The following is a 14055-nucleotide window of genomic DNA, read 5'->3' as shown; positions in this document are numbered from 1 at the left end:
AAAATTTAAATCATAATATATTACCTAAAAATCTAAAATGATAATCTATTACGACCTCCAAATACTTCAAAATCAGTCTCCGCCGCGGCGGATCACTTTTAGCTTCGCACCATAGTGGTGACTACAGCATAGCTGTACACAGTATGATTTGTCGCTAAAAGTACTGATTTTCTTGTATTTGAAGCTCTCACTACGAATCTCATTTTAGATATTTAGGTATTATAAATTAAATAATTATGATTGTAAAATTTCGCAATCTATTTTCTGTTTGGGTTAAAAAGCAACAAACAATAGAAAACATCATAGGTTTACAAAACGATAGATATAAGCAATAAGCTAAGGATTACATTTTTCTTTTCAAGTAGGACTCTAGCCCACAGCTACTCAGGCATTTTGCATAAAAATTACGATTAACATAATATTAAAAAGGCCATTCAATCTTTTTTTGAATATGTTTCATATTTTTGTGTTTAATAAACCATAATGTTAAACTCCTCAATATGCCAAATCTGATGCGTAATAAACTTTATTCATTGCTGTCATTCATAGTTTTAATAGCTGTTTTTTCGTGTAAATCTGACAAAAACAAAGACGACAATACCATCCATATCAGGTTGAAAAAAGACCCTGAAAGGATAAATCCTTTATTATTTCCAAATCCTACATCGAGGGAGATTTACCAGTACATCCACTTACCACTGGCCGATTTCGATCCTGATGATCTGGAATTATCTCCGATTTTAATTGATAAAATTCCGGTTGAAATGGCGATTGACACGGGAAAATACAAAGGTGGAGTGTATTTTGATATCTCGCTTTTACCCAATGCAAAATGGGACAATGGAAGTCCAATCACTGCGGAGGACTATCTTTTTACAATCAAGGCTATCAACCTGCCACTTTCCAATGCAGGAAAATACAGAGAAATCACTCAAAATATTTCAGATATCATACCAGACCCAACGAATCCCAAAAAATTCAGGGTGATCTTTGCTAAAGATTATATCAATGCTCTTGAAGCTGCCATCAATGTGGAGATATATCCAAGATACGTATATGATAGTCTCAATGTATTGTCAACATATAAATTTGCAGATTTGAATGAAAATAATGCATCCATGTTAAAAGCAGATTCAGCCTTAGTCCAATTTGCTGACAGATTCAACAGTAACACCTATTCCAGAGATATCATCAGCGGCTGTGGTCCATATAAATTTATATCCTGGATTTCTGATCAGAATATTATTTTGGAAAAGAAAGAAAACTATTGGGGAACAACGCAGGTGCACAAATCCCTGCAACAAGGACCTGATAAAATGGTATTTCACATCATTGCAGATGAACTTGCTGCAGTGGCACAACTGAGAAGTGGTGCGATTGATGTCATCAATGAAATATCTGCCGATAGCTACAAAGAGCTTTCTGAAGACACTGCCATCAAGGATAATTTTAACTTTTATCATCCTGCACTGACAAAACAATACTTTATCAACATCAATAATAAGGATCCTATACTTTCTGATAAAAATGTCCGAAGGGCTCTGGCACATTTGGTTGATGTGGACAATATTATTTCAAATCTTGAAAACGGGATGGCTGTTCGTTCAGTCGGACCAGTACATCCTATCAAAAAAACGTTTAATAAAGACTTGGTGCCTTTGCCTTTTGATCCGACAACAGCCAAAGAATTATTATCACAAGCAGGCTGGAAAGATGCAGATGGTGATGGAATACTGGAAAAAGTCCTAAACGGCAAAAAAACAAATTTAGACATTGAAATACTCATTTCTGGTCAGGAGTTGGGAAAAAAACTAGCCTTGATGATGCAGGAATCATCAAAAAAAGTGGGTATCAACTTTCGTATTACTGAAAAAGATTTCAAACTCATTAGGGCAGAAAATCTTAAAACAAGGAAATTTCAATTGGTACCTGCTGTTATCTCACAGGATATCATAGCCTGGGATGATCTCAACAAATGGCATTCGGACAATGATACTCCTGATGGTTCGAATGAAATGTCCTACAGAAATAATGTCACCGATGATATGATTGACAGGATACTTGTGACAAAAGATGTCAATGAAAGGATAGGATTGTATAAAAAAATTCAGGAACAAGTATATAACGATCAGCCTGCTATTTTTCTTTATGCGCCGGAAGAAAAAATTGTGATCAGCAAAAAATGGAATAGTAGTGCCACGGCCAAACGGCCCGGGTATGTTGCCAATACTTTCACCTTGTCAGGAGTAAAAATAGTACATTAATAGTATTTTTATATTTTACTAAAGTATCACGTGTGTATAACAAATTGCACTTTTTCAGTGTTCTTTTTAATAAATGGTAAAAACGTGGTTGAATTGGGCGGGTCGTCTCAAGCGGAGCTTGACAGGCTCTTCAGGGAATGAGGGTAGCGATGAGGAAAATTTGAATTCGTGCAGTTTGTTATACACACAAGTATCACTCTTCTATCACACACCAAATGTAAAGAATAATAATATGGTAAGGTTTGTCATCAAGAGATTATTGTTGATATTACCTACCCTGTTTTTTGTGATGATCATCGCATTTTTACTCAGTAAACTGATACCTGGAGATGCGGCGGATGCAATGTTGCTCTTACAAGGCGTACATCATGAGAGTAAAAATTATTCTACAGAGTATAAAAAGATGTATACCAAAAAAGGCATGGATAAACCTTTGGCATACATGGGAGTGCAACCACATTTCTATCCATCAAATATACTTTCCATTGTCGACCCGACTACCCGGAATCAGGTAAAAGAATTGCTGCACCAAAAAAGATATTTTTCAGACATCATCGAATTTATAAACCTCAGAAACGAATTTATCCAACTCGCTCATCAAGATACGATTTATGATCATCAGGCGAACCAAGACAGAATAAAAAATCTTACATTTACTGTAGAAATACCGGAAATAGAAAAAATGTTGTTATCAATTATACCACCACGAAACTTGTCATTGAAAGTGAAATATGACTCTTTGATTTCAGGTTTTCAGGTTTTGAATGATAATAAAATATCTTTCTTTTATCCGACAATCGTATGGCATGGTTTTGATAATCAGTTTCATCATTGGTTAAAGAACATCATCAGTGGTAATTTTGGTGAATCAACAAAAGATGGAAGGACTGTCATTTCAAAAATCTCTTCAGCAATAAAATGGACCTTCATTCTTATATTATTAAATCTTTTGATCACAAATATCATCGCAATACCATCAGGATTGTATGCAGGCTATCATGCTGAAGGCTGGTATGACAGGATAAGCAATTTTATTTGGATACTATTATTTGCCATTCCGGTTTTTTGGCTGGCGTCCATGTTGATCATTTATTTTACATCAACAAGATTTGGAGGATGGATGGATATTTTTCCAGCTCCCGGCAATTGGTATATTCCTGATGGTCAGTCGTTTGTAACAACTATCTCACAATATTCAGGTCAGTTGATCCTACCAGTAATCTGCCTTGCTGCCAATGATATAGCTCAGGTCAGCAGGGTCATCAGAAATAATGTAGTGCAACAAAAAAAAGCTTTGTACGCAAAGTTTGCAAGATCCAAAGGACTTACGGGCATAAATACCATGTTTCGTCATATTCTTCCCAATGTACTGATCCCAATGGTAACTCTCATAGGTGGCAGAATACCTGCTGGATTGTCAGGTGCATTGATCATTGAAGTGATATTTAATATACCCGGAATGGGTCGGCTGATGATGGACAGCATCAATAGTTATGATTGGAATGTCGTTTTTGGCATCTTGATAGTGATTTCTTTTTTCACGATCCTATTTATGATTTTAACAGATATCTTATATCAAATAGTAAATCCGAAAATGAAAAACAGCATGGATATATGATAAAATCTAAAAATATCGCATACAGGCTTTCATTGTTTCTTATAGGCACCTATATCATGGTGGCATTATTTTCTCCATTTTTAGCTGGTGATAAACCGATAGTATGTAAAAGTGAAGGTGCATGGATTTTTCCTTTTTTATCTGATAAAATGTTAAAAAACAACAATGCCGGGTCAGCAGCATGTATCATGCCATTGATACCATATTCAGGCGGTTACGCAGAAACTGCTAAAAACTATGGAATGAGTCCGTTTGCAGGACAAAAGCCCGGAGAAACTGAGATCAGGCATTGGTTGGGCACAGATAAATTGGGTCGGGATGTTGCGGCTGGCATGATCAGAGGATGTGGTATAGCATTAAAAATAGGTTTTTTATCAGTATTTTTTTCTTTTCTTATAGGTGTGAGCCTTGGAATGGCCGCAGGTTATTTTCAAGATAAAGGTATCAAGATAAATGCTATCAGTATGATGATATATTTAACTGGTTTAGTCATTATTGGATATATGATATGGATGGAGTTTGTGGTATTCAGGCACAATACGTTTTTATTTTTTGTTATGATGATCGGACTTATCTTAGTTTTGAAAATAACAGGACACTTATGGGCAAAATATTCAGGAGGCTACAAAATATCAATTCCATTGGATACAATTTTGGTAAAATCAATCGAAATCAGAAAGTCTTTTCCGGGCATTTTCCTGCTCCTTGCACTAATTAGCGTCTGTAAAGTACCATCAGTGTGGAATATTGTACTGATCATAACGCTTCTCAGCTGGGCAGATTTTGCCCGGCTTGCCAGGGGTGACACTTTATCTGTCAAAAGTGAAAATTATATAACATCTGCTACTGTGCTTGGAATGCCTGATGTGAGGATTATTTTCAGACATATTTTGCCAAATATAATGCCTACCCTCATAGTGGCTGTGTGTTTTAGTATCGGTAGTGCAGTCATCCTTGAATCTACACTGTCATTTCTGGGTGTAGGTTTGCCCGTGGAAGAAGTTTCCTGGGGTAAAATGTTGGCAGAAGGTAGAAATATGAGGTATTGGTGGTTAGTAGTATTTCCCGGTCTTGCCATTTTTTTAATGGTTCTAAGCCTCAATAACATTTCCAATCACTGGCAGAAATCCAATTTTAGTTTCAGAGATTAAACCCATGTCGTTTAGATAAGTATTTTTTTTTTGTTTTACTCTATCTAAATCTTCCCCTTACAAGCGAAAGACTTCACAACGATGTCTTAACTAAACGACATTTTGATTTAACCCTATTCAAGCTATGCTGCATTTGGAATAATGAAAATAACAGGTTATCTCTTTACATGCAATTTGACATCAAGATCTTCGTTTTTTTTGTGATTTGCCAAAAAGAGTGGATTTGCCTCGTTTTGAAGACTCCAGATCCGGATTATTGTATTTTTCTTCAAGGCCGCAACCATAACCTTTACTGCAAGATGAAAAAAGACCTACACAAAAGATAATGCTGGCTAAAAAAATTATATACTTAAGTTTCATCTGTTTAAATTTTGCTAATTCGTTGAATTTGTTTGATTTGTGAATTTGTTTATGTTTTCAAATTTCCTTGAATTACGTACCAATTTAATCATTCAGGTGTGTATGCAGACCGCTTATGGGGATTTCATCTGTTTATTTTTTATTTTTTTTTTAAAGGTCAAATGGAATTCGCATGATTAATCATATTGATTTGTGTTGTTTGTATCATGGGGATTTCATCTGTTTATATTATCACATTTTTTTATTTTTTTTCACCGGACAGAAAGTATAAACTTGCATTCGACTTTTTTAATCCTACTCCCATATATCTTGCGTAGCGACCATCCAAGCATCTAAAAAATCAGCACAATGATAAACAAATAACAAATGAATAAAGGCGTAATAGACAAATTTTTATATAATATAGATAGGCACGCTTTATATATTTTGAAATCGAACAATCGCTACAATTAACATTTTATTTAATATTAAATATATAATAATGAGTACAAATTCATCGTTTATAAGCAAAATTAAGGCTTCAGGAGGCTACTTTGATTTATTTTATGAATAAATATTTGTAATTATATGAGAAATCAGTACCTTTGCGGCCGAATTTATTATTAAAATTTAAAATCTATATCATGAACAAAGGAGATTTAATCAATGCAGTAGCAGAATCAGCTGGCATTACTAAAGCACAAGCAGGATCTGCCGTTGATGCAGTATTCAGTGGTATCGAGGCATCATTAAAAGCTGGCGACAAAGCTGCTTTTGTTGGTTTTGGTACTTTTTCTACTGCTCATAAGCCTGCAAGAGAAGGTAGAAATCCATCTACAGGAAAAACTATTGCGATTGCAGCTAAAACTTCAGTGAAATTTAAAGCTGGAAAGTCTTTCGTTGACGCAGTAAATTAATCTATCGTAAGATAATATAGTGAACAGAAAATATTTTGCAAAAAATTTAAATCATAATTCATTGTAAATTAAATAATTATGATTATAAATTATCGTTTTCAATTTTCTGTTTGATATAAGATTAATAAAAAACAAAAAAAGGCAGCATCTTTTCAGATAGCTGCCTTTTTTTATTTTATTTGGTATATTTAATCCAATGTCGTTTAGTTAAGACTTCTTTATGAAGTCTTTCCCATTTAAGGGAAAGATTTAGATAGGGTAAAAACAAAGAAAAATTCCTTAACTTAACGACATTGATATTTAATCTATCAATCTTCACCCAAACCTGCCAAATCCAGTAAAAAGGCATACTCCATAGCCGTCTCCCGAAATCTTCTGAATCTACCTGAAGCTCCTCCATGACCTGTCTCCATATTACAGTACATTAGCAAAGGGTTTTTGTCCGTTTTCATTTCCCTTAGTTTTGCAACCCATTTTGCAGGTTCCCAGTACTGAACCTGAGAATCCCAATATCCGGTTGTCACCAATGTAGCCGGATATGCTTTTGCCTCGACATTATCGTAAGGTGAATAGGATTTCATATACGCGTAATATTCTTTATCTTTGGGATTGCCCCATTCATCAAACTCGCCCGTAGTGAGAGGAATACTTTCATCCAGCATGGTATTGATGACATCCACAAATGGAACTGCCGCAATGATGCCTTTCCAAATTTCAGGTTTCATATTCATCACAGCACCCATCAGCAATCCTCCGGCACTGCCACCGTTAGCAAAAAGTTTGTCTTTGGCTACGTATTTTTCATTCAGCAGATAATCCCCACAATCTATAAAATCGGTAAATGTATTTTTCTTTTTCAGATATTTTCCGTCCTCATACCACTGTCTGCCCATCTCCTGACCACCTCGTATATGTGCAATAGCAAATCCAAAACCTCTGTCAAGTAAACTTAATCTAACAGATGAAAAATAAGGATCCATGCTTGCCCCATATGACCCGTAGCCATACAGTAAAAACGGCTGGCTTCCATCCTTCTTAAATCCTTTTTTGTACACGATCGAAAGTGGAATCATAGTCCCATCCTGTGCTTTGACCATCTTTCGTTCAGAAACATAATCTTCGGCTTTAAAACTTCCTATCACTTCCTGCTGCTTCAGTTTTTCGAGTTTTTTTGTCTTTACATTATAATCGTATGTGGTATTGGGTGTCGTCAGTGACGTGTAATCCAACCTTAGTAAATCTGTCTCAAAATCAGGATTGATACCTGTACCTGTAGTATAAGACTCTTCACCAAACTGGACATAATGCTCATCTTGCCCGTTCCACGGCCTGATACGCAATTGTGTGATGCCACCTTTTCTTTCAGATATCACCATATGATCCTTAAAGATATCTATCCCTTCGATAAATATATTTTTGTCATACGGCATGAGATCTTTCCAATTTTCCTTAGTTGTTGCCGTTTCAGGTGTCACCATGATTTTGAAGTTTTGAGCATCATTTTTATTGGTATGTATGTACCAGCTATCTCCATAGTGATATATACTGTATTCCAATTTACGCTCACGAGGTTGAAACATACGAAATTTTTCTGTAGGGTTGTCGGCTTCCAGTATCTGATATTCGTTGGACAAAGTAGCTGCCGATCCTATGACCAGATATTTTTTTGACTTTGTTTTGTAAATGAAGGTACTGAATGTTTCGTCTTTTTCATGCCATACCAATTGATCATTTTTCACATTTGTACCCAAAGTATGTCTGTAAATTTTGAATGATCTCAGAGTTGCATCAATTTTAGTATAAAAAATGGTTTTGTTGTCGTTACCCCAGGTGATGCCTCCTGACGTGACTGGTATCACATCATCAAGGTTTTTCCCTGTGATCAAGTCTTTAAATCTTATGGTATACTGCCTCCTGCTTACTATATCTTCAGAATAAGCCAATATCTTATTGTCGGGACTGACAGTTCTTCCACCTACAGCATAGTATTCATGGCCTTCGGCAAGATTATTGACATTGAGTAAGATTTCTTCCTGAGCATCAAGGCTTCCCTTTTTTCTGCTATGGATCGGGTATTCTTTACCCTCTTCGAATCGTGTAATATAAAAATATCCGTTATCCTTGTATGGTACAGACATATCCGTTTGTTTGATTCTGCCCTTGATTTCTTCAAAAAGCCGATTTTGAAAGCTGTCTGTGTGAGACATCATCTTTTCTCTGTACGCATTCTCAGCGTTGAGATAATCCAGAACTTTTTTAGTCTGTTCATCCGGTTTCTGTGCATTTTTTTGTTCATCAGAAAGTCGCATCCAAAAATAATTGTCTACCATAGTATCACCATGAGTGACAATAGTCTTTGGTGTTTTTTCAGCGACAGGTGGTATGATATCGGATTTTGAAAACATTTTACTAACTTTATTTTCCATAGGTTGGGTTGAATTTCCATCTTTTTGTTTACAAGAAAAAAAAGCAAATGTAAAACAAAGGAGAGCTAAAAAAAAACGTTGAGTGGCCATAAAAAGACTTATGTTAATAAATTTAAATAATCATCAAATGTAATTTAATTTTTATAAAAGTGTACTATATCACTAAAAAAATGGATATTTTGTGCACCGTATGAAGTTAAACACCTCCTATAGTCAGATATTATCATTGTCTGTACCCATCATGCTGGGAAGTGCTGCTCAGAATATCATAGTCCTGAGCGACAATGTATTCCTGTATCATTACAATTCATTGGATTTCGCAGCTGCGGGTTTGGTAGGTGTTTTTTATTTGATTGTTGCCAGTATAGGTTATGGATTTTCGAGAGGAGGACAGATCATCATAGCAAGGAGAAACGGAGAGCATAATTATATTGGAGCCGGTACTGATTTTCAGGCTTTGTTTTTGTTTGAGTTGACTCTTTCTATTATATTATTTTTATTGCTTCAACTATTCAGCAGAGATTTTTTTTCAATGTTTATCAACAATCCCGATATACTTGAAAAATGTGTCGAATACATAAAATACAGGAGTTGGGGTGTGTTTTTCAGTTACCTTGGAGTTTCCCTCATAGCATTTTATACAGGTATAGCCAATACTAAATTCATCATTTATGACACTATCGTCCTGATCATTGTAAATATAATATTAAATTATGTACTGGTTTTTGGAAAAGCTGGCTTCCCGGCTATGGGGATTGGTGGAGCGGCATTGGCGAGCACCTTGGCTGAAGTTGTTGCTTTTGTAGTTTTTATAGCTTATATGATCTATGATAAAGCCAATCGTAAATATGAGTTGCTCAGTATACACAGACTAAGTATTACTACTTTCAAGAGTATGTTTAACATTTCTTTCCCGATTGTTTTCCAATCCATTCTTGGCATAGGATCCTGGTTTTTATTTTTTAGCTTCATAGAAAATGTTGGAGGAAGAGATCTGGAAATTTCAAATCTGATGAGGACAGTATATCTGATTTTATCTATACCATGTTGGGGATACTCAGCCGGGATCAACACTTTAGTCAGCAATTTTATCGGAAATAAAAAACGTCAGGCGGTACTCCCTCTCATATATAAAACAACAAAACTAAACCTATTATCAACCATGCTGATATCTATGCCGGTAGTTTTGTTTCCTGAATTTTTCCTGTATCCGCTTTTCGGCAAAGAAGATATGACACTTATTTTGCTCGCTAAGCCATATATGCCTATACTGCTTGCGATACTCATGACCTTTGGCACAGGAGGTATTTTTATCAATGGTCTGATTGGCACCGGACATACTCAAACGGCATTAAGGATCCAAACCATATTTACAATAGTGTATATAGTCTACAGCTATCTGATGATAAAACAATGGTATCATGGACTTAATTGGGCATGGGGAGCAGAAATCTTATACTGGGGAGGTATTACTGTAATGTCCCTCTTGTACCTTAAGACCAAAAAATGGCATTTTCTTAAATTCTAGAAGTGTAGATTGATTTTTATAAAAATATATTCATATTTGCAGTTCTCATTTGAAAATCAAAATGAACATTAAATCACGCATCATACTAAAAGCAGCGGGCTTTGTGGCTGCAGGTATTAAAAAATGGCAAAAAACCGCCATCCGGGATCAGGAAACAATCATGAAAACCCTTATCAGAAAAGGTCAGAATACAGTTTTCGGCAAAGACCATCATTTTGACAATATCGATAGTTATGAGGTGTTCAAAAAAAATATACCTGTACGCGATTACGAGGAGTTAAGGCCCTACATCGATATGATCATCGATGGTAAAAAAGATGTGCTTTGGCCAGGAAAACCTAAATATTTTGCAAAAACATCAGGAACAACAAGCGGCGTAAAATACATACCCATCACGCATGATAGTATGCCCAATCATATCCGTACTGCCAGAAATGCTATGCTCAATTATTTTCATCAAAGCAAAAAAGCTGATGTATTTGATGGAAAATTGATATTTCTTTCAGGATCACCGGTACTTGAGTCCAAAGGTGGCATAAAAACCGGTAGACTGTCCGGTATCGTCAATCATGAAATTCCGTCTTGGGTACGCACCAATCAGCTTCCATCATACGAAACCAATTGTATAGATGACTGGGAGACTAAACTGGAACACATCACCAAAGAAACTCTGCATCAGGATATGAGACTCATCAGTGGTATACCACCCTGGGTCCAAATGTATTATGAAAGGATACTGGAAGTCACAGGCAAAAAAACTGTAAAAGAAGTTTTTCCAAACTATAGCCTGTTTATGTACGGTGGTGTCAATTTCGAACCATACAGAGCAAAACTCGAAGAGTTGGTCGGTCAACGTATAGACAGTATAGAAACATACCCTGCTTCTGAAGGATTTATAGCATTTCAGGACGATCAGGACGATAATGCTTTATTGCTCAATACCAAATCAGGAATATTTTTTGAATTTATACCAGCTGAGAAGGCATTTGAGAAAAATCCGCCACGATACAATCTCAGCGAGGTAGAACTGCATAAAGACTATGCGCTCGTGATCAACAATAATGCAGGCTTATGGGGTTACAGTATAGGGGATTGTGTCAGATTTGTGAGTATGAATCCTTATAAGTTATTGGTAACCGGTAGAATAAAACACTTTATCTCTGCATTTGGAGAACATGTGATCGGCAAGGAAGTAGAAGAAGCCCTTTTGAAAGTTGCAAATTCGAAAAATATCAGTATTGTAGAATTTACTGTGGCTCCCCAAGTCAGTCCACCTGAAGGTGGTCAACCATATCATGAATGGTTTATAGAGTTCAGCAATCTGCCGGATGATCTTCATATCTTTGCAAAAGAAGTTGATGAAGAGATGTGTGTCCAAAATATATATTATGAAGACCTTATAAGTGGCAACATACTTCAACCCCTAAAAATCAAAATCTTACAAAAAGACAGTTTTCGCAACTATATGAAATCTCAGGGTAAACTCGGAGGTCAAAACAAAGTACCCCGTCTCAGCAATGACAGAAAAATAGCTGATGATCTCAAGGAGTTTATCAACTAAAAAGTCTGCTAAAAGTTGGCCCAAAATTTATCATGACAAATTTGACTACCATTAATGACTATCTGACTTTCTCATCACATAGATCACCGAACTGGCAGCATCCGGATTTTGCCAGCCTTTTAAGAGTGAATTCATACCGGTAACACTACCTCTGAGTAGTCCGAATGCTGAACCCTTATATTTTTCACTCAGCATAGATACATAAAACGGATCAAAAGGCATACCTTCTTTTTTTACAATGGTAAATCCGTTTCTCTTTGCCAAAATTTCCATAGAATTCGGAGTGAAATGCCACAAATGTCTTGGCACATCATAACCCGCCCAATACTCCTTATACTTGTCAGCATCTGCACACAAGTGATTCGGAACAGCTACTATGAGATGTCCGTCACGCTCAAGCAGGAGATTGAATCGCTGCATATACTCATCAGGATCATAAAGATGTTCTAAAACGTGCCACAAACTGATAAATGAAAAAGGACCACTAATTTTGCCACCCAACAGATCCGAAGGAGGAAATACCTTGAGTCCAAACTTTTTGATACTATACTTTCTTGCCTCATCATCCACTTCCACAGCAGTCACATCATATCCTTTTTCTTTCATATGCGCAGGAAAATAGCCTGTTCCGGAACCTACATCAAGTAGTGTCTTTTTTGAGCTTAAGCTGCTTAACAGGCTGGATTTTCTATCAAGCATGATCTGACGCACCTTGTGGTAAACGCTATTGATAAATCCAGTCGTAGTATCAGAATGTGAAACGTAATTTTCACTTTTGTAATACTTCCCGCACTCTGCTTCTACAGGAGGATCCTCAGTAAATCTGAACCCGCAATCACTGCATTGTGCCACCGAAAATATTTCACCAGAAATAGAATGGTCCTTTATGGACATTACACTTCGAATATTTTTTGACTTGCAGGCTACACAATGACCCACTTTCATCCTCATCATATTTATTCTATAAAATAACCCTTCAAAAATATCATTAATCTTCTACATCCACCAGCTTTTCCTTAGCAGGAAGGCTCGCATGGAATTCATGCCTGACCCTTTCACAGTATTGATCCAGCAAAGTTAATATCCGCTTTCTATCCTTTGATTTCAGTATCATACCTATATGGTGCTTTTTATTTACTCTCCAGACAATTTCTTTATCATCAAACGAAGAAGTATCGGGTCTTTCATATTTGCTGAGAGATACTAAAATACCGGCACTGTCATTTTTTATCTTGGGTAGCTTGTATTTTTCTTTTCGGGCTACAGCGGTTTCAATTCTAGCCCATTCTGCCCATAGATTGACACCCGAAGCATATTCGACCATCTCTGCAAGGTGCGCTCCTCCTACCCTTGATGCTGTCTCCAGAAAATAAAATTCACCACTTTCATGACCTTTGATAAACTCACTGTGAGATGCGCTATATTCCATCCCAAAGCCTTTCATCACATCTTCATTGAGCTTCTGAAGTGCTATGTCAAGGTCAGACCCTGATTCCACAGTGCACGACCTGAATATACCTCCTCCATGCGCTACTTCAAAAGGAGTGTCCAAATATTGGCTAACTTTTGCGAATAATACCTTACCATCATAGGTCAACGCATCTACGTGAAAAACATCACCCGGTGCAAACTTTTCGAGAAGATATTGGTGCCTCTCTCCTCCCAAATACTCAAGGTGATTCCAAAGTTCTTCTTTGCTATGTACTTTCTTGATACCGGCTGCTGAAGCCTGCATTCTGGGTTTTACTAACCATGGTGGATTCACTCTATCTGTATATCTATGTATATCATCATCATGAAAAAGGGCTGTAAACTCAGGAACCGGAATGCCTTCAGCCTTGGCTTTGATCCTCATGGCCAGTTTGTCTCTGAAATATCTGGCAGTAGACTCTCCCATCCCCGGAGTCCTGAAATATTCTCTCAAATGTGCCACATGCTCTACATCAAAATCATCCAAGGCCACAAAAACATCAAAGTGGGTATTTCGCATCTTATGAGCAAGGCCTCCGATCAGATGATCTCTATGCCAGTGCCCCAATTCATCTTCCACCATATAAAATGTCTCATCGATACTATCCCACGGCCAGGCTTCTTTATCCAGCTTATTGCTGGTGAGCAGAAATACTTTATTGCCTTCAGCTTTAGCACTCCTGATAAAATCCCCTCCTTTAAAAAATCTGGAAATACACAGGATGTTGAGTTCCTTTTTTGCCATAACACAATTTTTTTGCCAAATATAAAGCTATTTATT

The 14055-nt window shown here is 36.6% G+C and carries 10 protein-coding genes; 6 read left to right on the top strand and 4 right to left on the bottom strand.

Annotated elements, in window-relative coordinates; translation table 11 throughout:
* Positions 1 to 512 precede the first annotated feature (512 nt).
* The 3 genes from IPK35_07665 to IPK35_07655 all read left to right on the top strand — a co-directional run bounded on the left by IPK35_07665 (position 513) and on the right by IPK35_07655 (position 5033).
* Positions 513 to 2264, top strand: a complete 1752-nt coding sequence (locus IPK35_07665; GenBank protein ID MBK8053134.1) for a hypothetical protein — start codon at positions 513 to 515, stop codon at positions 2262 to 2264.
* Between the two features lie 175 nt (positions 2265 to 2439).
* Positions 2440 to 3882 carry an ABC transporter permease gene (locus IPK35_07660; protein ID MBK8053133.1) on the top strand — a complete coding sequence of 481 codons (1443 nt, stop codon included), beginning with the start codon at positions 2440 to 2442 and terminating at the stop codon, positions 3880 to 3882.
* A complete protein-coding gene (locus tag IPK35_07655; GenBank protein MBK8053132.1) occupies positions 3879 to 5033 on the top strand; it encodes an ABC transporter permease in 1155 nt (384 codons plus the stop codon). The genes IPK35_07660 and IPK35_07655 overlap by 4 nt, the downstream gene beginning before the upstream one ends.
* Before the next feature lie 180 nt (positions 5034 to 5213).
* On the opposite strand, the gene IPK35_07650 is transcribed toward IPK35_07655, so the two are convergent.
* On the bottom strand, positions 5214 to 5393 hold the full coding sequence (locus tag IPK35_07650) for a hypothetical protein (GenBank protein MBK8053131.1): 180 nt from the start codon (positions 5391 to 5393) through the stop codon (positions 5214 to 5216).
* A 623-nt stretch (positions 5394 to 6016) separates the two neighbouring features.
* Between IPK35_07650 and IPK35_07645 the strand changes: the two genes are divergently transcribed.
* Positions 6017 to 6289, top strand: a complete 273-nt coding sequence (locus tag IPK35_07645; protein MBK8053130.1) for an HU family DNA-binding protein — start codon at positions 6017 to 6019, stop codon at positions 6287 to 6289.
* Between the two features lie 308 nt (positions 6290 to 6597).
* On the opposite strand, the gene IPK35_07640 is transcribed toward IPK35_07645, so the two are convergent.
* Complete coding sequence (locus IPK35_07640) at positions 6598 to 8805, bottom strand: S9 family peptidase (protein MBK8053129.1); 2208 nt, start codon at positions 8803 to 8805, stop codon at positions 6598 to 6600.
* A 100-nt stretch (positions 8806 to 8905) separates the two neighbouring features.
* Here IPK35_07640 and IPK35_07635 point away from each other — a divergent pair, with 100 nt between their 5' ends.
* Together IPK35_07635 and IPK35_07630 are read left to right on the top strand one after the other, a co-directional pair.
* On the top strand, positions 8906 to 10243 hold the full coding sequence (locus tag IPK35_07635; GenBank protein MBK8053128.1) for an MATE family efflux transporter: 1338 nt from the start codon (positions 8906 to 8908) through the stop codon (positions 10241 to 10243).
* 61 nt (positions 10244 to 10304) lie between these two features.
* Positions 10305 to 11804 carry a GH3 auxin-responsive promoter family protein gene (locus IPK35_07630; GenBank protein ID MBK8053127.1) on the top strand — a complete coding sequence of 500 codons (1500 nt, stop codon included), beginning with the start codon at positions 10305 to 10307 and terminating at the stop codon, positions 11802 to 11804.
* 51 nt (positions 11805 to 11855) lie between these two features.
* On the opposite strand, the gene IPK35_07625 is transcribed toward IPK35_07630, so the two are convergent.
* Both IPK35_07625 and IPK35_07620 read right to left on the bottom strand, forming a co-directional pair.
* Entirely contained in the window at positions 11856 to 12758 is a 903-nt protein-coding gene (locus IPK35_07625) for a methyltransferase domain-containing protein (protein ID MBK8053126.1), read from the bottom strand.
* 34 nt (positions 12759 to 12792) lie between these two features.
* Complete coding sequence (locus IPK35_07620) at positions 12793 to 14019, bottom strand: ATPase (protein MBK8053125.1); 1227 nt, start codon at positions 14017 to 14019, stop codon at positions 12793 to 12795.
* Positions 14020 to 14055: the final 36 nt, after the last annotated feature.

The sequence above is a fragment of the Saprospiraceae bacterium genome, from assembly GCA_016713025.1.
Classification (GTDB): domain Bacteria; phylum Bacteroidota; class Bacteroidia; order Chitinophagales; family Saprospiraceae; genus OLB9.
Note: the sequence above shows the minus strand (reverse complement) of the source record. Positions and strands in the feature narration are given on the sequence as shown.